Origin of the sequence: Paenibacillus xylanilyticus (genome assembly GCF_047246825.1) — a bacterium.
Classification (GTDB): Bacteria; Bacillota; Bacilli; order Paenibacillales; family Paenibacillaceae; genus Paenibacillus; species Paenibacillus xylanilyticus_B.
Window position 1 is genome coordinate 99068 of sequence record NZ_JBFOLB010000008.1, and the last position, 22720, is coordinate 121787.

At 50.6% G+C, this 22720-nt stretch carries 20 protein-coding genes and 1 riboswitch; of the genes, 18 read left to right on the forward strand and 2 right to left on the reverse strand.

Translation table 11 applies throughout. The annotated features are described in order from the left end of the window. Positions 1–202: 202 nt before the first annotated feature. The 4 genes from AB3N00_RS27905 to AB3N00_RS27920 all read left to right on the forward strand — a co-directional run bounded on the left by AB3N00_RS27905 (position 203) and on the right by AB3N00_RS27920 (position 3077). Positions 203–1078, forward strand: coding sequence for a sugar phosphate isomerase/epimerase family protein (locus AB3N00_RS27905; RefSeq protein WP_413037430.1), 876 nt, complete (start codon positions 203–205; stop codon positions 1076–1078). 12 nt (positions 1079–1090) lie between these two features. Then, positions 1091–1963, forward strand: a complete 873-nt coding sequence (locus AB3N00_RS27910) for a sugar phosphate isomerase/epimerase family protein (RefSeq protein ID WP_413037431.1) — start codon at positions 1091–1093, stop codon at positions 1961–1963. 224 nt (positions 1964–2187) lie between these two features. Beyond that, entirely contained in the window at positions 2188–2424 is a 237-nt protein-coding gene (locus AB3N00_RS27915) for a DNA-binding protein (RefSeq protein WP_175397113.1), read from the forward strand. Between the two features lie 224 nt (positions 2425–2648). Next, a complete protein-coding gene (locus AB3N00_RS27920) occupies positions 2649–3077 on the forward strand; it encodes a VOC family protein (RefSeq protein ID WP_413037432.1) in 429 nt (142 codons plus the stop codon). An 81-nt stretch (positions 3078–3158) separates the two neighbouring features. On the opposite strand, the gene AB3N00_RS27925 is transcribed toward AB3N00_RS27920, so the two are convergent. Then, the gene (locus tag AB3N00_RS27925; protein ID WP_413037433.1) at positions 3159–4013 is read right to left on the reverse strand and encodes a hypothetical protein; all 855 of its coding nucleotides are present in this window, start codon (positions 4011–4013) and stop codon (positions 3159–3161) included. A 185-nt stretch (positions 4014–4198) separates the two neighbouring features. On the opposite strand from AB3N00_RS27925, the gene ytxJ reads away from it, so the two are divergent. The 8 genes from ytxJ (at position 4199) to AB3N00_RS27965 (ending at position 14652) form a co-directional block, all read left to right on the forward strand. After that, positions 4199–4738 (forward strand): bacillithiol system redox-active protein YtxJ, encoded by a 540-nt coding sequence (ytxJ, locus tag AB3N00_RS27930; protein ID WP_413037434.1) that lies wholly within the window; start codon positions 4199–4201, stop codon positions 4736–4738. Between the two features lie 284 nt (positions 4739–5022). After that, the gene (locus tag AB3N00_RS27935; protein WP_175397151.1) at positions 5023–5106 is read left to right on the forward strand and encodes a potassium-transporting ATPase subunit F; all 84 of its coding nucleotides are present in this window, start codon (positions 5023–5025) and stop codon (positions 5104–5106) included. A 35-nt stretch (positions 5107–5141) separates the two neighbouring features. Continuing rightward, positions 5142–6821: a potassium-transporting ATPase subunit KdpA gene (gene kdpA, locus AB3N00_RS27940; RefSeq protein WP_413037435.1), complete on the forward strand. Its 1680-nt coding sequence runs from the start codon at positions 5142–5144 to the stop codon at positions 6819–6821. 67 nt (positions 6822–6888) lie between these two features. Further along, positions 6889–9036, forward strand: coding sequence for a potassium-transporting ATPase subunit KdpB (gene kdpB / locus AB3N00_RS27945; protein WP_413037436.1), 2148 nt, complete (start codon positions 6889–6891; stop codon positions 9034–9036). A gap of 223 nt (positions 9037–9259) precedes the next feature. After that, entirely contained in the window at positions 9260–9820 is a 561-nt protein-coding gene (gene kdpC / locus AB3N00_RS27950) for a potassium-transporting ATPase subunit KdpC (RefSeq protein WP_413037437.1), read from the forward strand. A gap of 203 nt (positions 9821–10023) precedes the next feature. Continuing rightward, complete coding sequence (locus AB3N00_RS27955) at positions 10024–12363, forward strand: histidine kinase (protein WP_413037438.1); 2340 nt, start codon at positions 10024–10026, stop codon at positions 12361–12363. An 8-nt stretch (positions 12364–12371) separates the two neighbouring features. Then, positions 12372–13952: an ATP-binding protein gene (locus tag AB3N00_RS27960; protein ID WP_413037439.1), complete on the forward strand. Its 1581-nt coding sequence runs from the start codon at positions 12372–12374 to the stop codon at positions 13950–13952. A gap of 1 nt (position 13953) precedes the next feature. After that, positions 13954–14652, forward strand: a complete 699-nt coding sequence (locus AB3N00_RS27965; protein ID WP_413037440.1) for a response regulator — start codon at positions 13954–13956, stop codon at positions 14650–14652. A 105-nt stretch (positions 14653–14757) separates the two neighbouring features. Here AB3N00_RS27965 and AB3N00_RS27970 read toward each other — a convergent pair whose 3' ends face one another. Beyond that, positions 14758–16059, reverse strand: a complete 1302-nt coding sequence (locus tag AB3N00_RS27970) for an alpha-glucosidase/alpha-galactosidase (protein WP_413037441.1) — start codon at positions 16057–16059, stop codon at positions 14758–14760. 192 nt (positions 16060–16251) lie between these two features. Between AB3N00_RS27970 and AB3N00_RS27975 the strand changes: the two genes are divergently transcribed. The 6 genes from AB3N00_RS27975 to AB3N00_RS28000 all read left to right on the forward strand — a co-directional run bounded on the left by AB3N00_RS27975 (position 16252) and on the right by AB3N00_RS28000 (position 22516). Further along, positions 16252–17079: an AraC family ligand binding domain-containing protein gene (locus AB3N00_RS27975; RefSeq protein WP_413037442.1), complete on the forward strand. Its 828-nt coding sequence runs from the start codon at positions 16252–16254 to the stop codon at positions 17077–17079. Positions 17080–17160: 81 nt separating this feature from the next. Then, positions 17161–17352: riboswitch (cobalamin riboswitch) on the forward strand. 164 nt (positions 17353–17516) lie between these two features. After that, complete coding sequence (gene nikB / locus AB3N00_RS27980) at positions 17517–18455, forward strand: nickel ABC transporter permease (protein WP_413037443.1); 939 nt, start codon at positions 17517–17519, stop codon at positions 18453–18455. Further along, the gene (nikC, locus tag AB3N00_RS27985) at positions 18456–19289 is read left to right on the forward strand and encodes a nickel transporter permease (protein WP_413037444.1); all 834 of its coding nucleotides are present in this window, start codon (positions 18456–18458) and stop codon (positions 19287–19289) included. A gap of 14 nt (positions 19290–19303) precedes the next feature. Next, positions 19304–20899: an ABC transporter substrate-binding protein gene (locus AB3N00_RS27990; protein ID WP_413037445.1), complete on the forward strand. Its 1596-nt coding sequence runs from the start codon at positions 19304–19306 to the stop codon at positions 20897–20899. Continuing rightward, on the forward strand, positions 20899–21696 hold the full coding sequence (locus tag AB3N00_RS27995; RefSeq protein WP_413037446.1) for an ABC transporter ATP-binding protein: 798 nt from the start codon (positions 20899–20901) through the stop codon (positions 21694–21696). Before AB3N00_RS27990 ends, AB3N00_RS27995 begins: the two co-directional genes overlap by 1 nt. Beyond that, positions 21686–22516: an ABC transporter ATP-binding protein gene (locus tag AB3N00_RS28000; protein WP_413037447.1), complete on the forward strand. Its 831-nt coding sequence runs from the start codon at positions 21686–21688 to the stop codon at positions 22514–22516. The genes AB3N00_RS27995 and AB3N00_RS28000 overlap by 11 nt, the downstream gene beginning before the upstream one ends. Positions 22517–22720 lie beyond the last annotated feature (204 nt).

Here is a 22720-nt window from a genome sequence, read left to right on the forward strand (position 1 = left end):
GGATAGACGGGTATAGCGATGACAACGTAGGACATACACGTAAGTAGAATACTGTAACCAAGTTGCTTTATCGATGTGACGGCGATTCGTACTTTAGTTATGATTAGGTAGAGTCGCTTCTCTACCATTTGCGAGCATATTTTGAAGAAGGGCTTGCAGTATCCTGGTTTGATAAAAATCGAGTTCAGCGGGAGGGCATGACATGACATTAACGAACAAGATCGGTGTAATCGTGGACAGCTTCGGAGTAGGTGTACGTGAAGGGCTGAATAAAGCCAAGGATGTGGGTGCAGAAGGGGTGCAGATCTATGCCGTCAAGGGAGAGATGGATCCTGAAAACTTGTCGCCTGCGGCACGCAAGGAGCTAAGAAGTTACATTGATTCTCTGGGTCTGGAAATTTCAGCATTGGTTGGCGATCTGGGTGGCCATGGATTTCAAGTGAAGGAAGATAATCTGTGGAAAGTGGAGAAGTCCAAACGAATCGTTGATCTCGCTCTTGATCTTGGCACCAATATCGTTACGACCCACATTGGAATTGTTCCACATGACCCTGCATCAGAAGTGTATGCAACACTGCATGCAGCTTGTGAAGAGCTGGGCCAGTATGCCAAAAGTGCTGGTGCATACTTTGCGATTGAGACAGGACCGGAGACGGCAGCCGACTTAAAGAGATTTTTGGATACCCTCTCGACGAACGGGGTTTCGGTCAATTTTGACCCGGCGAACATGGTGATGGTGACCGGCGATGATCCGGTCCAAGGTGCTCGTTTGCTAAAGGACTATATCGTGCATACCCATGTGAAGGATGGCGTGCGCCTGAAGGAAGTGGATCCAAGGGATGTATATGGTGCGGTGGGTTACGCGCCTATGGACCATGAGAAGATTGCCGAAATGGTATCGTCGGGAACATTTTTCCGCGAGGTGCCGCTCGGAGAGGGCGGTGTGGATTTTGACAGCTACTTTGCTGCCCTTCAGGAGATTGGTTACACAGGGTACCTGACGATTGAACGTGAAGTGGGCGACCAGCCTGAACAGGACATCCGCAAAGCAGTTGAATTCATCAAACAATACCGCTAGGGAGCTGAGAAGATGAAAGTGGGCCTGAGTACGTATAGCTTGTTGAACGATTTGAAGTCGGGAGAAATGACGGTTCTGGATGTGATCGACTGGATTGCGGCAAATGGTGGTGAGCATATGGAAATGGTCCCGTACGGCTACACGGTGGAGGATAACCATGAGCTTGCCGATGCGATCCGGGAGCGAGCGGCTTCCGCAGGCATTGAGCTGTCCAACTACTCGATGCCAGCCAACTTTGTACAGGAGACCGAAGAGGCGTTTGAAGAAGAGATGGCTCGGGTCAAAAGGCATATCGATGTGGTACACCGAATGGGTGTCAAACATATGCGTCATGACGTCACGGCATTTACTTTGCCAAAGGAAAACATGACCATTGCCTGGTTTGAGCAGCATCTGCCGCTCATGGTTCGAGGAAGCCAGATTATTGCCGATTATGCCGCGCAGTTTGGCATCACAACGACGATTGAGAATCACGGCTTCAGTGTTCAGGCGAGCGATCGTGTGCAGCGGGTGCTGCAGGCTGTGGACCGGCCCAATTTCAAAACCACACTGGATATCGGCAACTTCATGTGTGTGGATGAGAGTCCGATAATTGGAGTCATGAAGAACCTGCCTTATGCCTCTCTGGTGCATTTCAAGGACTTCTACTTCCGCCCGTATGACGAACATCCGGGGGCAGGAGAGTGGTTTACCACGTCCAATGGTAATTTCCTGCGTGGAGCCATTGTTGGACATGGGGATATTCCGATTCGCAAAATTGTAAAGCTGATCAAGGATTCCGGTTATGACGGAAACATCACGGTGGAATTTGAAGGCATGGAAGAATGCAAATCCGCATCCAAAATCGCCATGGACAACCTGCGCCGGTTTTGGGAAGAAGCATAAGCAATTATTCTATTTCATTGTCAGGGCCACTTTATATGGAAGTGGCTCTTTTGGCGCCTTTTTTTTGGCAATATTGATGCAGTCCTCATTGCTGAGCATACTCTCGCAAAGCTAACATAAATTGGTTCTATGTAAGGATGAAGTTACGATCATCACAAGTATGGTATACTTAATCTATTCAGCCTGGGAAAGTACTGGCTATGGATGGGAGAGATCGCTGATCTATGCAGGTATTCGAGGACTGGAATCAGAAGGTGAAGAAAACATTTAATGCGACAAACCCCGCGGTTGTACTGACGGTTTCGGAGGCAGGCAGTTTGCTCGGTTTATCCAAGGATCAAATGAAACTGTACGTGGATAAGAACAAGTTAACCAAGGTGCCAATTATGCGAAGCGTACACAGGTATCTGTTGCTGAAAAGCGAGGTTGACGACATCGTCAAAACGAATAAATCCATATGATCCTGATATCAGCCATTTTACCGACATATGTATCGGGAGAGTGGTTGTTTTTTTTGTAATTTGATGCAGGCAGCCTGGTCTAGAACAGGGGATAAGATGTGGGAGGAATGGGTGTTGCTTAAAAAAGGAAATACCTGCTTGTCAAAGGACAACCTGTCATATATACTCATGTCGCAAGCGGCATGAATGGTTTAAAAACATGAGCATAGGGAGATGAAAAACGCATGGCGATTAGTTTGAATGTGTATCTTGTAACGGATGGAAATGGACAGGAAGCAGTAGCGTTCTATAAAGAGGTATTTAACGCAGAAGTGTTGGCAATTCAGACGTTTGGTGAAGGTCCATCCAATCCGGACCATCCGATTCCGCCAGAAGCCAAAGATCGCATCATGCATGCTTCCCTGCAAATTGGAGGCTCTGTGCTCATGCTGTCGGATACGTTCCCGGGCATGCCCCATGTCATTGGTAACAACATTAGTGTTACCGTGAATACGGATACTGCAGATGAAGCCAAACAAATCTTCAATAGACTGCAAGAAGGCGGAGAGGTGAAAATGCCGATCCAGGAGACGTTCTGGAGCCCAGCCTACGGCATGGTTACGGACAAGTACGGTGTTCAGTTCCAAATTAGCTGTACTCCCAGCCAAGCGTAGCCATTGGTCTTTGATTTACCATTGAAAAAGCAAAGACCTTCAGTGCCTGATTTCATCATGCAAGCTGGAGGTCTTTTTGGGTTAGACTTGTTTCTGTATCTTGGACGGGTTGTTGATTTTATAGGGAACAGGATTTCGAGTCAGTTTCTTTTTAATCATTTTTGCTTCAAACGTAAGTACATCGCCAACTTCAAGCTCCTGCTTTTTCATCGTGGCACTGTGACTGGACCAGGCTTCGCCAATCTCAACGCGCTCAGGCTCGGTAATCGCCACTTCTTCATAGATGATGACTTCATCGTCATTATCAGAGAAGTGGTTGGGAACTGTTGTAAATTCCTTCACGACCGCAGTCATTTTTACTTTGCCTTCAGGCAGGTCAATCTTGACGGATTTGGCTTTGCTGGCCGTCTTCGCCTTCGGTTTGGCTTCACTGCTTGTCCCGCCTTGAGGCCCCACATATTCCTCGACCAGCCCATCCGGATCTCCCTTCAGGCCGGAATGGCTTCCTTCTTCATCAATATCCATGTCATTCAGATCGGATGGAATATCGTTTGAGTCAGACAATGGATCAGCGACCGAAACAGCTTCAGTGCGAGGCGTCACCTCTGTATTGGATGCGGCAGAAGGTTCATTTCCCTTCTCAGCTCCTGCTCCCGTCACGGATCTTACGTTATAGCTTGACGCCTGCATCTCTTTTAGATAAGAGGGGTGAATGCAGTGTTTCTGTTCATTATCCAGTTGAATGACTGCTGCCATGTGATCGACAAAGCCAATGATGGTACAGGGCACGTTGAGTCCGTTTCCTTTATAGTAGAAGGTTTTGAGCTTGGTTGCTTTTCCGGAAAGCAGGCCCCACTCCTGGCATTTTTCAATGAGCTCTTCATCGTTCTCGAAGGGGGTGTAATGCTGCGGTTCAATCATAAAAGCGTATGTCATATCGAAATTTCCGCCTTTCCAATCGGTTCTCCATTCATCGTTTCCAAATTACAATCAGTGTATCACAAATATATACCCGAGGATGCATATTATAAAAGCGCCCTCGCGGGCGCCTGTGATATAATTTGTTAAAGATAACGGGTGGGAGTCGCGGCGCAGCCTTCTGTCCAGAAAGGATGATCTGAATGGAGAAAAAAGTGAATCACCAGGCCCTTTGGCTTGGAGTGGGCGTTGCGCTTGGGGTCAGCATTGGTACGGCTACGAATCAGATTGCACTTGGCATTGCTTTTGGCGTGGCTCTCGGAGTTGTGATCGGTTCGGTGGTTAGCAAACGGACAAATGCTGGTATGGAAGATCTGCTAAGCGAACATGTCAGCGAACTCCGCAAACCAGACGACTGGGAAGAGGCGCTTCAACGTTCGGAAGATCATCCGGTGCTAATCCTGAAGCACAGCACGACTTGCCCAATCAGTGCAAGGGCATACAGAGAGTTTATGGCGTTTGTGGGCTCGAATGCGTCAGACCCGAAACAGCAGATGGACTATCATATTGTCAAAGTCATTGAAAATCGTCCGCTTTCCCGCCGTATTGCGGAGGAGACAGAGGTTCAGCACGAATCACCGCAGGTATTGCTTCTGGACCAGGGGCAGGTGATGAAACATACATCTCATGGCAAAATCACGAAAAAGAGATTGCTGCAATGGACGCAGAACCCCTTTGGTTAAAGATCATACCACCCGATAGACCCGTTTTCTTCAGCCCATGGCGAAGGAGCGGGTCTATTTTTACGCTTTTTTTACACCCTGGCAGGGATTTCTTTACCCCCTTTTTACAGCGTTCCGGTATAAGATTTTACACGTAGCAGGTTGGGAGAACGGTAGAGAGAGGGAGGAATGGTAACGGTGAACGATGCTGCGATGATCGGATTGGTTGTGCTGCTGTTCGTGGTGTTCTGGGGTTTCGTTAAATTCTGTGAGAGAGCCTAGGGCCTGGGGCCGGAGAGGGGAAGATGCATGTGACCGTCATTGGAGTGATTGTGCTGGCACTCGTGATCTATCTGGGCTACGTGCTGGTGAAACCGGAGAAATTCTGATTCATTCGGATCGTGATTAGGGAGGAACTATGGATATGGGTAGCGGTTTATTACAAGTGGCAGTCACACTGCTGATTATTATACTGCTGGTAAAACCGGTGGGGAGTTATCTGGTGAACGTATTCGGTGGTCAGCGAACCGGATTAGACCGGATTTTTGGCGGACCTGAGCGAGTGCTGTATCGATTGATGGGGGTTCGGGAGAATGAGTCGATGGGCTGGAAAAAGTACCTGTCGGCCGTGCTCATATCCAACTTCGTGATGCTGATTTTAATGTTTCTGGTGCTGCGGCTGCAGCAATTTTTGCCGCTCAACCCGGATGGCATCAGCAACATGCCTGCGGCGCAGGCGTTTAACACGGCTGTATCCTTCATGACCAACACCAACTGGCAGTCGTATACGGGCGAGAGTGCCCTCTCGTATCTGTCACAGATGCTGGCTGTGACGTTCCCGATGTTTACATCGGCTGCAACGGGATTTGCAGTGGCTATTGCGTTCATACGCGGATTGATAGGTCGTAGAGATGAACTAGGAAACTTTTATGTCGATCTGGTACGGTCGATAACGAGAATCTTTTTGCCGCTAAGCTTCATTGTGGCGTTATTTCTGGTCTTTCAGGGTGTACCGCAGACCCTGGCAGGGGCAGTGAATGCAACCACGCTGGAAGGTGCAGAGCAGACGATCACCCGCGGACTTGTTGCTTCGCTGGAGTCGATCAAACACATCGGAACGAACGGCGGCGGCTGGTTCGGAACCAATGCGGCACATCCTTTTGAAAACCCAACCGCGCTTGCGAATCTGGTTCACATTGTCTGCATGATGCTGCTGCCCACTGCGCTGGTGTATGCCTTCGGACTGATGGTGAACAACCGGAAGCAGGGCTGGGCGCTGTTTGCGGCGATGAGCTTTCTTTTTCTGGTGATGCTTACAACCGTATTTGTATCGGAATATCGCGGGGTGCCCGCACTGGATGCTGTCGGTGTTCAAGGCAACATGGAGGGGAAAGAGGTCAGGTTCGGGATATCCGAATCGGCGCTATTCACGGCAGTGACCACAGCTGCGACAACGGGATCGGTCAACAATATGCATGAGTCGCTCACTCCGCTCGGCGGAATGGTGGCACTGGCTGAAATGATGCTCAACAACGTCTTTGGCGGCAAAGGAGTAGGTTTGCTCAACGGATTGCTGTACGTCATTCTGGCTGTGTTTATTTCTGGACTGATGGTCGGACGGACACCTGAGTTTTTGGGCAAAAAAATCGAGGGGAAAGAAGTGAAGCTTGCATCGATTGCGCTGCTGATTCATCCCCTGATTATTCTGGCCCCCACTGCGCTGGCGCTCATGCGACCGGAAGCTGTGGCCTCGATCTCGAAATCAGGCATGCATGGCCTGACCGAGGTGCTCTATGCTTTTGCATCGGGGGCTGCCAATAACGGGTCGGCCTTTGCCGGACTGAATGCCAATACGGACTTTTACAATATCGCCATTGGTGTGGTGATGCTCCTGGGAAGGTACATTTCCATGATTGCCATGCTCGCCATAGCAGGCTCGCTGGCAACCAAGCGGATAGTTCCGTTAACAACGGGTACACTTCGCACGAATACACCCCTTTTTGCCGGAATACTGGTGATGATGATTGTTGTAGTCGGAGCGCTTACCTTTTTCCCGTCACTGGCGCTTGGACCGATCGCTGAGCATTTGGCGATGATCCGGTAATGGGCCGCGTGTGGAGAGGTTATGGAGAGTATAGGAAGGACGTCAAGCATGGAGGTGCACGAAGTTAATGGCAGCGATAGAGCGAAAGCAGGAACATAGGGTGGAAGGAATAGATCAGGGAACGTTTAAACCAACTGGCAAGGGTGCGGGAAAGGACAGTGCTCCCCAACATCATCGTCGTCAACCCAAGAGGACAATAAGCGGGGATATCGTGCGTCAGGCCTCTCTGGAGGCCTTCAAGAAGCTTAATCCGGTGGTCATGATCAAAAATCCCGTGATGTTTATCGTGGAAATCGGTACGTTCATCACATTGCTGTTATGTATCAATCCGGATCTTTTTGTTGCATCGGAAGCGGGTCGGGGATACAACATTGCGGTGTTTCTCATTTTGTTGTTTACCTTGCTGTTTGCGAATTTCGCCGAGGCGCTGGCTGAAGGACGAGGCAGAGCCCAGGCAGATACGCTGCGCAAGACAAAATCGGATACGACTGCAAGGCTGGTTCAGAAGGATGGAACGACCAAGCAAGTATCCGGGGCCCAATTAAAAAAAGGTGATATCGTCCGTGTGGAAGCGGGAGAACTGATTCCCACGGACGGTGAGATTATCGAAGGGTTGGCCTCCATCGATGAATCGGCCATCACAGGTGAGTCTGCTCCCGTCATTAAGGAAGCTGGCGGTGATTTCTCTTCCGTTACGGGAGGCACGCGGGTCACTTCCGATTACATCGTCATCCGTGTGCAGACCGATCCGGGAGAATCCTTTCTGGACCGAATGATCTCTCTGGTTGAGGGTGCACAGCGTCAGAAGACACCGAATGAAATTGCGCTGACCACCCTGCTGGCCGTGTTGACCCTGATCTTCCTGATTGTCATTCTGACGATGGTTCCGATGGCAAATTATCTCGGAATACAACTTGATCTCGCTACACTGATTGCATTGCTGGTTTGTCTGATTCCGACAACGATTGGCGGACTGCTGTCTGCCATTGGGATTGCGGGGATGGACCGGGTCACTCAGTTCAACGTACTCGCCATGTCAGGGAAAGCAGTGGAAGCAGCAGGGGATATTGATACATTAATTCTCGACAAAACCGGAACGATTACGTACGGGAACCGCATGGCATCCGAGTTTGTCCCCGTTCAGGGTGTGACTGTGCAGGAGATGACACGGGCGGCGCTGCAGGCTTCGGTGCGAGACGAGACACCGGAAGGGCGCTCCGTGGTGGAGCTTGCTGGCAAGCAGGGTGAGAGCTGGATGGAGCAGGAGTATGCAGGTGCGGAAAATGTGGAGTTTACAGCCGAGACTCGGATGTCCGGTCTCAACCTCGGCAGCGGAACACAGATCCGGAAGGGTGCAGTGGATGCCATCAAGCGCCATATTGTCTCACGGAGTGGGCGAATTCCGGCCGATCTGGATGACATCGCTAATCGCATTGCCAAGGCTGGGGGGACACCGCTTGCCGTTGCGATCGATGACCGGATTTACGGTGTAATCTATCTGAAGGATACGGTGAAGCCCGGTCTGAAGGAAAAATTCGCTGAAATGCGATCCATGGGCATCAAAACGATCATGTGTACAGGTGACAACCCACTTACGGCGGCTACGATTGCGCTGGAAGCGGGCGTGGATGACTTTATTGCTGAAGCGAAGCCGGAAGACAAGATTACTGCGATCAAAAAAGAGCAGCAGGCGGGCAAGCTCGTCGCCATGACTGGCGACGGTACCAATGATGCGCCTGCCCTGGCGCAGGCCGATGTGGGCCTTGCGATGAATTCGGGTACCATGGCGGCCAAGGAAGCGGCCAACATGATTGACCTGGACTCCGACCCAACCAAGCTGCTGTCGGTGGTCTCCATTGGGAAGCAGCTGCTGATTACACGCGGCGCGCTGACCACCTTTTCGATATCTAATGACATTGCGAAATACTTCGCCATTATCCCGGCCATGTTTATAGTAGCCATGCCGCAGCTCCAGGCACTGAATATTATGAATCTGGCGTCACCGCAATCGGCCATTCTGTCGGCACTTATTTTTAACGCAATCATTATTCCGCTGCTGATTCCAATTGCCATGAAGGGTGTGAAGTACCGGGCCATGTCAGCCGAGCGGCTGCTCGGACGTAATGTGTTGATCTATGGCGTGGGTGGCGTGATTGTGCCGTTTATCGGGATCAAGCTGATTGACCTGATCCTTTCGGGGCTTCATCTGGTGTGATACTAACCCATACAAATTGGAATTCCCTTTTACACGATAACGGAGAGGGCAGAAAAAACCTGGAGAAGCGAAGCGTTCGCCTTTATCCCCATATTTTCACCTTGGGAATTGTGATCAAAAAATCTGGGGGTAACAGCGATCGGAAGGTTGTTCTGACCGCGCAGTGCGCTAGTGTAAGAAATTGATTCAAATTTACCAATAACGAATTCAGGATGTGACTGATATGAAAACAATACTGCCTGCCATCCGCTTATCCGTTGTCCTTATGCTGCTCTGCGGCGTGGTGTATCCGCTGGTGACGACTGCAGCGGCGCAGCTGCTCTTTCCAGCCGAGGCTGGGGGCAGCCTGATTACGCAAAATGGGAAAGTCATCGGTTCATCGCTGCTGGCACAGGAAGTGACATCGCCGGCCATGTTCCAGCCTCGGGCATCAAGCGCAGGTTATGATCCAACTGCATCGGCAGGCTCCAATCGGGCCGTCGCCTCGGAGGAGTATATTGGCGAGATAACAGAGAAGGCGGCCCAGCTCAGACAGGAAAATCCGGCATTGCAGCAAATTCCTGCGGATCTGGTGACCGGATCAGGGTCAGGTCTCGATCCGGACCTTTCGCCAGAAGCAGCCAAGGCGCAGATCCCGCGGATTAGCCAGGCAACCGGCCTTAGTGAGCAGCAGCTCTCGAAGCTGGTGGAAGCTCACATTCAGGGGCGCCAACTCGGCATATTCGGTGAGCCGCGTGTGAACGTGACTGCGCTGAATCTGGCGCTGGCAGCAGAGCTGGAATAACTGCGGGAACGGGCCTGACCTCAAGGTGATTACGACATTGAACTGGTATTAAATATAGCCACAGGGTCAGAGCCCTATTTCATAATCAAAATGCAGCGATGTAAATGTGAATACTGTCCTTCAACTATACTTGGCCTTCTTCCGGGTTTCGGAGGGGGCTTTCTCCATTTTTGATCCAATGCATGGGAAGGGGGAATAAGCGAATGGGTGACGGCTTCAAGCGCAAATCGCCGGAGGACATTCTGAGGATGATTACGAAGCTGCAGCAGGGTACGCTCACCATCTATATCGGTCCGGTCAGCGGCTCTGGTAAGACATATCATATGTTAAGAGAAGGAAACACGCTGTGCCAGCAAGGCATTGACGTGGTCATCTGCGCTGTGTCGACCATGCAGAGACCCGAGACTGTGGAACAGCTTGGTGAGCTGGAACGAATTCCGAGTATCCATTGGCGCCGGCAGAGAGATGGCATGGAGATGAAGGATTTGAATCTGGAAGCCCTGCTGGAGCGTAACCCGGAAGTGGTGCTGGTCGATGGGCTGGCGCATAGAAACCGGGAGGGGGCACTTCATGCGACCAGGCTGGAGGATATTCAGTATTTGCTGCAACACAATATCAGCGTGATCACCACGGTGAATGTCTATGAGCTGGAGGGTTATACCCAACTGGCTCGCAAACTCACGGGCATTGCGGCTGAGCATACAGTTCCTGCGGGTACCCTTGAATTGGCGGATGAAGTGAAGCTGATCGATGTCACACCGGAAACGGTGTTGACTCGGCTTGCTGAAGGGCATCTGAAAGGTCACGAGGGAGAAGCTGTGTTCAGGCAAGGTAACTTGGGCATTTTACGGGAACTGGCACTAAAACTGGTTGCCGAAGGGGTCAATGAATCACTTCGTGAACACCGGGAAGAGATGGGGATCACCAAGACAACAGGCATCATGGAACGGGTTCTGGTATCGACCCAATATCACTGGAACGGATCCATCTACATTCGGCGGGGACAACAGATTGCCAAGAGACTGAATGGGGATTTATGCGTGGTGACTTTTCGCGACAGGAAGCAGGTGCTAACCAAGGAGGCTGCTGTTTTTCGCCGTAACATGATCAAGCTGGTGGAGAAGTTCGGAGGAGCATTCAAGGAACTGCCGGTCACACATCGTCGCAATATACCATCGACTCTGGCGCGTTATGCAGCTCAGCACCAGATTACCCGTATTGTAATGGGGCACTCGCGGCATACCCGCTGGCAGGAGCTATGGCAAGGTTCTGTCATCAATTCGCTCCTGCACAGATTGCAGGGGGTCGACCTGTTCCTGCTGGCAGATCGGACCGAGCTGGATGGTGAACGGGTGCTTCCGGCAAAAATGCCGGATACCCGGAGCACAACCTATCGAAGATTAAGTGAACAGGAAATGAAAAAACAGATCGGCCAAATTCGGCGTGGCCAATTCAAAGTGTACATCGGCGCAGCCCCCGGCGTAGGTAAAACCTATATGATGCTGCGGGAAGGAAATGATCTGCTCCGTAAAGGCATCGATGTCCGGATCGGCTTGCTGGAGACGCACAATCGGGCCGGGACGTTGGAACAGATTGGGCAGCTATCCGTTATTCCACGCATGAGTCGGACCTATCAGGGAGTAGCTCTGGAGGAGATGGATACGCAGGCTATTCTTCATCTATGTCCGGAAGTGGTACTGGTGGATGAACTAGCACATACCAATGTGCCCGGAAGTATACACCAAAAACGCTACGAAGATGTGCTGCAGCTGCTGGATGCAGGCATCTCGGTAATTACGACGGTCAACGTGCAGCATCTTGAAAGCCTGAACGATGCCGTGGAGCATATTACGGGCATTCGGGTCCGGGAAACGGTGCCCGATCAGATTCTGCAGATGGCGGACGAGGTACAGTTGATCGATGTCGCTCCACAGGCCTTGCGGCAGCGCATGCGGGAGGGTAAAATCTATGCAGCAGCCAAGGTGGAGCAGGCCCTTGCGAATTTCTTTCGCATCGGTAATCTGATTGCATTGCGGGAGCTTGCCCTGCGGGAACTGGCCGACGATGTGGATGAGCGGTTGGAAGCGCAGGAACGCAAAAGTGCACTCCGGGGTCCTTGGCGGAGACAGGAAGCAGTCTTTGTCTGTGTAAGCAGTGACAAACAAGCGGAGCGGCTAATTCGCCGCGGATTCCGCACCGCCTATCGGTTGAAGGCCGTTTGGCATGTACATCATGTCCATGTAGGCAGGGCCATGAGTCATGAAGTAAAGTGTCAGCTGGAAGCACTGAAACAGTTAACTGAGAGGCTGGGCGGCCAATTTCATATTCATCACAGTCAGAGACTGAGCGAAGTACCGCTCATTCTGACAAGCAAGGCAGCGGAAGCGAAGGCAACACAGCTGGTGGTTGGTCAAGCGAAAAGGCTTTGGTGGCTGAATGGCTATCGGGGTGCCGGGTCGGTGGTCCATCGGCTGGTTCAGTTGTCCAGACATATGGATGTATTGATAGTTGCAGATTACGATTATGATCCGAACAGGATGTGAAAAGTACGGTGTCTGAACGAATTAAGGGGAAAGAGGGATTAACCCTTGTACACCGGGTTCCCAAATATATATGGGTCACCATTGGCATTACCTTGTTAACCCCACTGCTTCATGTCATCGGCATGAGTAATGATCTGGTTAACGTCTCACTCATTTACCTGTTTCCCATTCTGGTGAGTGCCGTCTTCTGGGGGCTTGGACCTGCAATCTACGCAGCAAGTCTGAGTGTTCTGATGTTTGACTTCTTTTTTGTGCCTCCGAATCTCAGTTTTACCGTTGCGGATCTGCGATATATTTTTTCTTTTGTGGTGTATTTGGCAGTAGCCGTGTTAACCGCGACACTTTCCAGCCGTTTGCGGCAGCAGTTGGAGATGGTCAGGCAGCGCGAAGCCACAACGAATTCATTGTATGCGCTAAGCCGCCAGATGACGGCCGTCACCGATCTGGAAACCCTGGTGAACCATATTGCAAGACAGGTATCATACACACTTGATACCGAGGCTGCGGTATATTTGCCGGATGCTCATGGTGAACTGACGATAACGACATCCGCTGAGAATCATGTTACCGCTAGCTGGGGTGAAGAGGAGTCGGAAATCGCGATTGCCAAGTGGGTATATAGAAATGGAGAAACTGCTGGAAGAGGGTCTTCCAGCTTGCGGGAATCATCTGGTCTATACGTGCCCTTGCGTACGGAAAACCAGATTCACGGTGTGCTTGCAGTCCGTATGGAAACCGGTGATGTCCGGGAACAGCGGGAACAAGTGCAATTGCTGGAGGCTTGTGGAGGACTGGCTGCCAGTGCGATTGCTCGTGTCAAACTCGCGGAGGAAGCGAGGCTTGCACAGCTAACGGCTGAATCTGAGCGGATTCGCACAGCCTTGCTGGACTCCGTGTCTCATGAACTGCGAACACCCTTAACTGCCATTATCGGATCTGCTACAGGATTGATTGAAAATGACGCCATTTTTACTCCCGAGGATCGGAAAGAGTTAACGGGCAACATTCGGGATGGTGCCATGCGCATGAACCGGCTGGTGACCAATCTGCTGGGCATGGTGAAACTGGAGAGCGGCATGCTGCAGCTGCGAAGGAAATGGTGTGACGTGGGAGACATGATCAGTGTGGTATTGATGCAGGTTCGGGAATTCAGCAAGAACCGCGCCATTCGTGTGGATTTGCCTGAACAACCGTCATTTATATGTGGTGATGAAGTGCTGCTGGAGCAGGTACTGGTCAATGTCGTCAGCAATGCCATTAAATACTCTCCTGATTATAGCGAGATTGTAATTAGCGTTAAGGTAGATGAGAACAATGCCAAGCTGACCATCGTGGTGGCCGATGCAGGTATGGGTATCCCTGATATCGACAAGGAACGGATATTTGAGAAGTTTTACCGATCGGAATCCTCCCGGCATGTCACAGGCACAGGGCTGGGACTGGCCATATGCAAAGGAATCGTTGAAGTCCACGGAGGAACGATTGGAACAGAGCCTAATTCAGGAGGCGGAACAAGAGTAAGCATCTGTTTACCGATGGAAGTGCCTGATGCATTATTTCCCTATATGGAACAAGGAGAGGTTGAGTAACATGACGTCACCGCAAGGCGCACGCATACTGGTTATAGATGATGAACCACAGATCCGCAAACTGTTGAAGGTGACTCTGCAGGCACATCAATTCGAAATTCACGAATGTGGAGACGGGGAAGAGGCTGTCGTTCAGGCCAGTATCGTTCATCCGGATCTGATCGTTCTTGATCTGGGTCTGCCTGGAATGTCCGGGATGGATGTGCTGCGCCGTGTCCGCGAGTGGTCCCAGGTGCCCATTATTGTACTGACCGCGAAGGAACGCGAGGAAGACAAAATTGCTGCGCTTGACGGCGGAGCCGATGATTATGTAACCAAGCCGTTTGGCATGGGAGAACTGGTTGCCCGAATTCGGGTTGCACTCCGCCACGTGGCCAGAACAACGGATGAACCTGTACTTCGTTTTGGGTCCCTCACCATGGATCTGGCGCAAAGGCAGGTGGAGCTGGACGGTTTGCCGATCAAATTAACACCAACGGAATACGACATGCTCAAGGTTCTTGCTTCCAACGCCGGAAAAATCATTACCCAACGCCAGCTGCTGCAGCAGGTGTGGGGAGGGCATCATCACGAATCGGATAGTCATTATCTGCGGGTCTATGTGGGTCACCTGCGCAAAAAATTAAAGGAAGATCCTACGCAGCCACGTTTTATCCAGACTGAGCCGGGGATTGGCTATCGCTTTTTGCTTCAGGATTAGATTGTATAGCAATAAGGTACATTCAAAAAAGCGCCGGAGCCTCCTGGGATTACAGAGGACTTCGGCGCTTTCCTGATCATCAAGCGGATCATAACTTCTTAGGCACTAGGATGTGTATTTCGGCAACCAGTCGCCATGGGCCTCGATCAGTTCATCACACATGGCGACGATATCATCGATGGACAGTTCGGCAGCGGTATGCGGATCCAGCATGGCTGCATGATAGATATGTTCTTTTTTGCCCGTCATGGCCGCTTCAATGGTCAGCAGCTGGGTGTTAATATTGGTGCGGTTCAGTGCCGCCAGCTGCGGAGGCAGGTCGCCGATGTAGGTTGGGCTAATCCCGGATCCGTCGACGAGACATGGAACTTCAACACAGGCCTCACGAGGCAGGTTAGTGATCAGTCCGGTATTCATTACATTTCCGCCGATTTTGTACGGACGGTCCGTTTCCATCGCTTCCATGATGTGCGAAGCGTACTCACGGCTGCGAGTATGTTCAATATTTTCACTGGCAAACAGCTTCTCGCGCATTTCCTTCCATCCTTCAATCTGGTTCACGCAGCGGCGCGGATACTCATCCAGCGGGATGTTGAAGCGTTCGATCAATTCCGGATAGTTACGTTTGATAAAGTATGGATGATACTCGGCATTGTGCTCGGAAGACTCTGTTACGTAGTATCCAAAACGATTCATCAGCTCAAAACGCACCATATCATGATGCTGCTCCTTCTGCTTTTCCCTCGCCAGGCGTTTAATCTCTGGATACAGGTCCTGGCCATCCTTAGTCACTTCCAGCAGCCAAGCCATATGGTTGATGCCTGCAACTTTTGCAACTACGCCTGTCTGATCCATGCCCAGCGCCTCAAACAGATGGGGCACACATACCTGCACACTATGGCACAGACCTACCGTTTTAATTCCTCCATGAACGTTCATGACATTGGTCAGTACGGCCATGGGATTGGTGTAGTTCAGGAACCAGGCGTCAGGGCACACTTCCTGCATGTCCCGGGCAAAATCGAGCATGACTGGAATGGTACGCAAATTGCGGAAGATTCCGCCAATGCCGAGTGTATCGGCAATCGTCTGACGCAGTCCGTATTTCTTCGGAATTTCAAAGTCCGTGATTGTACACGGATCATATCCGCCCACTTGAATCGCGTTAATGACATATTTGGCACCGCGCAGCGCTTCTTTGCGGTCCGTATATTTTTTTACAGCACAACGGCTTCCGAGGGAACGCCCCATACTGGTCAGCAGTCGCTCCGAATCATTCAACCGCTCGGCATCGATATCATACAAGGCCAATTCAAAATCCTGCAGTGCTTCGGTCATCATGACGTCACCCAATACATTTTTAACAAAAACGGTGCTGCCCGCACCGAGAAACGTAATTTTGTTCATCTCAAGTTCAGCCTCCCTGAATAATGGTGTACCCCAACTATAGGCCGATCCGGCATATATAACTATGGTTCAACCTCTCTCAAACATGGCATAATCCCATTTATGATCCCGCTTTCAGCTGATATTTCCCTGGTTCACCTGTTATAATTTAAAGTGAGAAAATAGATACGGGTGAAGGGAAGGAGTGGAAGGATGACACCGATTGAGTTTAATGTGCTGCCTATGGACTGGACGCAGATGGAGCTGGTGCTGTTGTTTTTCGGTTGGCAAGCCTGCGATCCTTCTCATTATTGGGGTCCAGGGGTGCGAGATTCCTATGTGGTTCATTACATTCATGAGGGATGGGGAACGGTTCATATGGAGGATAAGGAATACCGGCTGACCCAGGGTCAGGGCTTCGTCATTCTCCCGGATACCATTATCCATTATGAGGCCGATGCGAAGGAGCCATGGACGTACTCCTGGTTCGGGTTTAAGGGCGTCCATGCCAAGACATTCATGCAGCGGGCAAAACTGAGTCCGTCACATCCTGTATTTGATGCCAGAGATCCTAAGGTAATAGATGGTTTGTATGCAGACATGACCCAGGCCTCATCACGCAATGGCGGAGATGTATTTAGCCAGAGTCTGTTATACCGGTTAATTGCCGAACTGATATCCTCCTCACCTGAAGAAGAGAAGACACGGCGTCCCCTGTCCACCAAGGATGAATACATAAGACAAGCCGTCCAGTTCATGGAGAACAGGTACAGCCAAAAGACTTCGATCCTTGATATTGCGCAGTCCGTGCGCTTGGATCGTACGTATCTGTCCGGTCTTTTTAAGGAGAAGTACGGGAAGTCACTTCAGGCATTCTTTCTCGAATACCGGATGAATCGTGCGGCAGAACTGCTGCAGAGCTCAACGCTTTCGGTAAGCGAGGTTGCCCACTCCGTGGGATATACCGATCCGCTGTTATTTTCTAAGATGTTCAAGCGAGTGACAGGAGTGTCCCCCAAGGGATCAAGAGAACGAGGTTAGCCTGCAGAGCTGTTTCAAATTTGAATAAAAAGTTTTGATCATTATCCGTGAGCCAGCTATACTGGTACAGAATGCAATTCAATTGAATATGTGGAACTAGGTGCTTTGCCCTCGGGTAGAAGCTTAATAGGGAAGTCCGGTGTGATACCGGCGCGGTCCCGCCACTGTAACAGAGGAGTCAAGCAGACGTTATGCCACTGGTTTATGCCGGGAAGGTGCTGCAATGATGAGGATTCTGGAGCCAGGAGACCTGCCTAGTTTAACAACACAGTAGTACCCTACGGGAGATAGGAAGGTGTTTAGAGAGAGCATGATTTTTCTGAAAATCTGTTTATTTAAGACGTCCTTTTCCGGTAATACGGAGAGAGACGTCTTTTTTGATATGCAAGGACAAGTCACTGTGTATTGATGGAGATTGGGGAGAGGGCGTCAGACATGTGAGTAGATACATTGTTAAAAGATTCATTCAACTGGCAGCCGTGTTATTCGGCATTACGTTTTTGACGTTTCTGCTGACCTACCTGTCTCCAGGGGACCCGGCAAGGCTCATGCTCATGTCCACGGGGATCACTCCGTCCGACGAATTGGTTCAGCAGGTACGCGTTCAGCTTGGGTTGGACCAACCGTTTTGGATACGCTATGGAACCTGGCTGGGGCAGGTGTTTACCGGGGATTTCGGAACGTCCTACAAATACGACAGACCCGTGCTCGACATCCTGTTGTCCAGGCTTCCGGCTACACTTCGGCTAACGGGAAGTGCCCTGCTTCTGGTTATTCTGATTTCATTTCCGCTGGGTATTATGTCGGCAGTCTACAGAAATAAAGCGCTGGATTACGTCATTCGTTTGTTTTCATTTGCCGGATTATCCATGCCCAGCTTCTGGCTGGGGATGCTGCTCATGTTGGTGTTTGGCGTACATTTAAAGCTGCTGCCCGTAATGGGAAGTTCGGGATGGAACAGCTTGATTCTGCCGGCATGCACACTGGCTTTGCCTCTGATCGCCCAGTATATCAGGCAGATCCGTACCGTGATTCTGGAAGAGATGTCCCAGAGCTATGTAACGGGGGCAAGAGCCAGGGGTGTGAAGGAGAGAGTGATCATGATGCATCATATTTTACCTAATATATTGCTGCCGATCGTTACGCTCATGGGTATGTCCACAGGAGCTCTGCTCGGAGGGGCGGCCATTGTGGAAAGTTTATTTGTGTGGCCCGGGGTTGGGCAGATGGCGGTCGATGCCATATTTACAAGGGACTATCCCCTGATTCAGGGTTACGTCATCTGGATGGCAACGATCTATGTATTGCTGAATCTGATCGTTGATCTGTGGACACATCTGCATGATCCGCGGATCCGACTGGACGTGGATATATAGATGAGAGAATTCAGACTTGTTTGGACACAACACCGCTGGTTTGCGTTCCTGTTCTCGTTGACCATCCTCTGGGTTATTCTCGCGATGATTGCGCCGCTGCTTGCCCCGCATGATCCACTGGCAACGAACTTTGCCAAGGTACTGCAGCCAGCCAGCGCCGAATACCCGCTTGGAACCGATCAGCTTGGACGCTGCGTGTTATCCCGTCTCCTATACGGAGCACGGACTTCGCTTCTGCTTACGTTTATGATGATCGGTATTGTATTTGTGCTCGGCGTGACAATTGGTGTGATTGCGGGTTTCGCTCGCGGTCTGATCGACACAATTCTGATGCGGCTATCCGATACGCTGATGGCCTTTCCGGGATTAATCTTCGCCATTGCGATAGTAGGGATGCTGGGACCGGGATTATTTAATACGGTTATCGCTCTTGCGGTTGTCTGGTGGGCGAAGTATGCACGACTGGCAAGAAGTCTGGTGATCTCACTTTGGCAAAAGGAATATGTTGCTGCTGCGGCATTTAGTGGTGCGAAGCAGATTCAGATCATCACAAAAACAATCCTGCCCAACATGCTGTCTCCCCTCATTGTCATGGCAATGATGGATGTGGGCGGCATGATGCTGTCCATCTCGGGCCTGTCGTTTCTGGGATTGGGTGCCCAGCCACCTGAACCGGAGTGGGGGGCGATGCTGAATGAAGGCAGAAGATATTTGCAGACGGCCCCATGGCTGTTGATTTATCCGGGACTGGCGATATTCTGCACAGTTATCATTTTTAATTTGCTGGGAGACAGTCTGAGAGATGTGATGGACCCCAAGAAAAAGGCGGCTTAACAGGAGGAACGGAAATGAATTCGAGATATGGAAAAACGCTACCGCTTACCGTACTGTCATTATTGGTTCTATGCATTATCGCAGCTTGTGGCCAAACTACAACAAGTACTTCCACCTCATCATCTTCGGGCGAAAAGGCGGCTGAGGCGAATAATAGCAGTGCTGGTACACCAACTCATCTAAATGTAGCCCTGTTCTGGCTCGGCAGCAATCTGGATCCGGCAGAAGAGTGGAATGGCTGGACCCTTACACGGGCAGCCATTGGAGAGACGCTGATTCAATTCGATGAGAATATGAAGTTGGTACCAAAAATTGCGGATAGCTGGGATCGTATCGATGATACGACATGGCATTTTCATATCCGGGACGGTGTAACGTTCCATAATGGCAACAAGGTCACCGCAGATGCGGTCAAAAAGTCCATTGAACGTTCCATCGAGTTAAACGAGAGAGGACAGTCGACCTTGCCGGTAGCTTCCATGACGGCTGAAGGTCAGGATCTGACTATTACAACAACAGAGCCTTACGCATCCCTGCTCGGCAATATTGCTGAACCCTTGTTTGTGATCGTGGATACGAGTGCAGATACGTCCAAATACAAGAGCGAGCCCATCGCCACCGGGCCATTCATGGTAACAGGCTATACCCCGGATCAGGAGATTCAGGTGAAAAAATATGAAGGATACTGGGACGGCGCAGCCGATGTGGATACCATTACGTTAAAATATATCAAGGATGACAGCACACGTGCACTCGCTCTGCAATCGGGTGAGATCGACGTAGCCAGCAACGTCGGACGAAGCAGTCTGGCATTGTTCCAGGACAAGAGTCAGTACACCATTGATGAAATTCCGAGCCTGCGTACCCAGTTTGTTTGGTTCAACACTAAGAATCCGCTGCTGAGTGAGCCGGAAGTACGCCGCGCAATTTCCTATGGCATTGACCGTGAGATGTATGCAAATACACTGGTAGGTGGTCAAGCGGCAAAAGGACCGTTCACCTCCGCACTGCCTTTTGGCTATGATCAGATCAAGGGATCTGACTATGAACCCGAGACAGCCAAACAGCTGCTGGATGAGGCGGGTTTCAAGGATACAGACGGAGACGGTATTCGGGAAAAAGACGGACAACAGATGACGCTTCAGTTGATTCTCAACTCGGCTTACGAATCTGATTCCATTGTGGCTGCCGCGATGCAGTCCCAGCTCAAGGAGATTGGTGTCAACCTGGAGATGACCTCCTACGAGGATCTGACCGATCATCAGAAAAGCGGAAACTACGATCTGGCCTTGACCAGCATCAATACGGGGATTACCGGAGATCCCCAGTATATTCTCGACTTTTATTTCAAATCAGGGGCAGAGTGGAACATTGGTGGATACAGCAATCCGAAGCTCGACGTGGTGATTCAGAAGCTTCATTCCGAATTTGATGTGGAAAAAAGATACGAACTGGCTGCAGCAGCACAGCAGATGATCTTGGATGATGCAGCATATATGTTTATTACCTATACTCCGATTAACATTGTGAGCAAAAGTGCGGTGCAGGGTGCGACGATGTATCCGATCGACTTCTATCTCCTGGATCGAAATATCCAGGTTGGGCAATAATGAGCGCCTTACTGGGTGTAGATCGCCTTTCAGTCACGTATAAGAGCGGCTCACCCGCGCTGCAAAATGTATCGTTTGCCATGAATGCCGGGGAGATTGTCGGAATTGTTGGCGAAAGCGGAAGCGGCAAATCGACGCTGCTTCGAGCTTTGCTCGGCATGCTGCCAGACGGTGGCCAATATGCGGGGGGAGACATTGTTTTTCAGGGGAAGTCCATATTTAGCCATTCACAAAGAGACTGGAGCCATATACGTGGCAAGCGGATGGCGATGGTTTTTCAGGATAGCGGTGCTTATCTGAATCCAATCCGCAAAGTAGGGAGTCAGTATATTGAGGCGATCCGTACACACTTTAATATATCGAAGAAGGCTGCCCATGCGATGGCGGTGGACATGCTCTCACAGATGGGACTGGATGAACCCGATCGGATGATGAACATGTATCCCGGCCAGCTTAGTGGGGGGATGAAGCAGCGAACGGCGATTGCCATGGCGGTAACGATGGAACCAGAACTGCTGCTCGCCGATGAACCGACCAGTGCGCTGGATGTAACCACACAGGTTGAAGTGATGAAACGTCTGACCGATCTTCGGGCCCGTCAAGGAACAGGAATGATCATCGTGACGCACAATATTGCCGTTGCAGCCCACATGGCAGATTACATTGGTGTGATGCAGAACGGGTCATTGGTTGAGTTTGAACAAACGTCAAAAATCATTACCAATCCTCGTCATGAGTATACCCGAAGACTGCTCGATGCCGTACCCGAATTGGAGGGGGATGCTAATGGGAAATGAGAGGATGCCCATTCTGGAATTGAGGGATTTGTGTAAAACCTATGAGTCAAAGGGACAGACGGTCAATCCTGCACTGCAATCCGTCCATTTGAAGCTGTATCCGGGAGAATGTCTTGGAATTGTGGGTGAGAGTGGTAGTGGCAAGAGCACACTGGCCAAATGTGTGACCCATCTGGAAAGAGCAACCTCCGGACAAATCATTTATCGTCAGCAGGATATCACCTCAATCAAGGGAGAGGCTTTAAGGCTGCAGCGCAAACAGATCCAAATGGTTTTTCAGGAACCTTCGGCGATCTTCAATCCCCGCATGAAGATTGGAGCGTTTATTCTCGAACCGTTATTAAATTATAAGCTGATCAAACGCAGGCAGGCTAAGCAGGAGATTTACCGCTTGCTAGAGCTGGTAGAGTTGCCTGCTGCTGTTGCCGACAAGCATCCACATGAACTCAGTGGCGGAGAGCAGCAGAGAGTGGTTATTGCTCGTGCGATTGGGATTCAGCCCGATATCATCCTATTTGATGAAGCCACCTCGGCACTCGACGTTTCCATTCAGCAGCAAATTCTGAACCTGTTGGTGCAGTTGCGCCAGGAGACAGGCATATCATGTATTTTCATATCGCATGATCTGGCCGTGGTACAGCAGGTTAGTGATCGGACTGCTGTCATGTATAAGGGCAAAGTGGTTGAGGTCCTGGAAAGTGCACAGCTGGCCCATGCAGCCAATCATCCATACACGCGTAGCCTGATGGCTTCGGTGTTATCGGTAAGGGAGATCAAGGATAAGATGCGGGAGTATGCGATTCAGGGGATCACTCGCTGACTCGCATTGGCGTATTGAGGTGTCTAAAGAGGCAAGCGAACAAAAAGGATTATTCCGGGTCATGGCAATGACTCTCGGAGTAATCCTTTTACTGTATAAGAACGTTCTATGAATGGATGATTCGATGGTTGTGGTGAGTAGTACGACAACGTACGCAAGTATGGAGCATCCAGGTTCAATGTTAAGGTGTTGCTGCCCATGCAA

Bases quoted from the DNA above. Each gene is read 5' to 3' on its own strand.
- AB3N00_RS27905 (WP_413037430.1), top strand. From the start codon at position 203: ATGACATTAACGAACAAGATCGGTGTAATCGTGGACAGCTTCGGAGTA.
- AB3N00_RS27910 (WP_413037431.1), top strand. From the start codon at position 1,091: ATGAAAGTGGGCCTGAGTACGTATAGCTTGTTGAACGATTTGAAGTCG.
- AB3N00_RS27915 (WP_175397113.1), top strand. From the start codon at position 2,188: ATGCAGGTATTCGAGGACTGGAATCAGAAGGTGAAGAAAACATTTAAT.
- AB3N00_RS27920 (WP_413037432.1), top strand. From the start codon at position 2,649: ATGGCGATTAGTTTGAATGTGTATCTTGTAACGGATGGAAATGGACAG.
- AB3N00_RS27925 (WP_413037433.1), bottom strand. From the start codon at position 4,013: ATGACATACGCTTTTATGATTGAACCGCAGCATTACACCCCCTTCGAG.
- ytxJ (WP_413037434.1), top strand. From the start codon at position 4,199: ATGGAGAAAAAAGTGAATCACCAGGCCCTTTGGCTTGGAGTGGGCGTT.
- AB3N00_RS27935 (WP_175397151.1), top strand. From the start codon at position 5,023: ATGCATGTGACCGTCATTGGAGTGATTGTGCTGGCACTCGTGATCTAT.
- kdpA (WP_413037435.1), top strand. From the start codon at position 5,142: ATGGGTAGCGGTTTATTACAAGTGGCAGTCACACTGCTGATTATTATA.
- kdpB (WP_413037436.1), top strand. From the start codon at position 6,889: ATGGCAGCGATAGAGCGAAAGCAGGAACATAGGGTGGAAGGAATAGAT.
- kdpC (WP_413037437.1), top strand. From the start codon at position 9,260: ATGAAAACAATACTGCCTGCCATCCGCTTATCCGTTGTCCTTATGCTG.
- AB3N00_RS27955 (WP_413037438.1), top strand. From the start codon at position 10,024: ATGGGTGACGGCTTCAAGCGCAAATCGCCGGAGGACATTCTGAGGATG.
- AB3N00_RS27965 (WP_413037440.1), top strand. From the start codon at position 13,954: ATGACGTCACCGCAAGGCGCACGCATACTGGTTATAGATGATGAACCA.
- AB3N00_RS27970 (WP_413037441.1), bottom strand. From the start codon at position 16,059: ATGAACAAAATTACGTTTCTCGGTGCGGGCAGCACCGTTTTTGTTAAA.
- AB3N00_RS27975 (WP_413037442.1), top strand. From the start codon at position 16,252: ATGACACCGATTGAGTTTAATGTGCTGCCTATGGACTGGACGCAGATG.
- nikC (WP_413037444.1), top strand. From the start codon at position 18,456: ATGAGAGAATTCAGACTTGTTTGGACACAACACCGCTGGTTTGCGTTC.
- AB3N00_RS27990 (WP_413037445.1), top strand. From the start codon at position 19,304: ATGAATTCGAGATATGGAAAAACGCTACCGCTTACCGTACTGTCATTA.
- AB3N00_RS27995 (WP_413037446.1), top strand. From the start codon at position 20,899: ATGAGCGCCTTACTGGGTGTAGATCGCCTTTCAGTCACGTATAAGAGC.
- AB3N00_RS28000 (WP_413037447.1), top strand. From the start codon at position 21,686: ATGGGAAATGAGAGGATGCCCATTCTGGAATTGAGGGATTTGTGTAAA.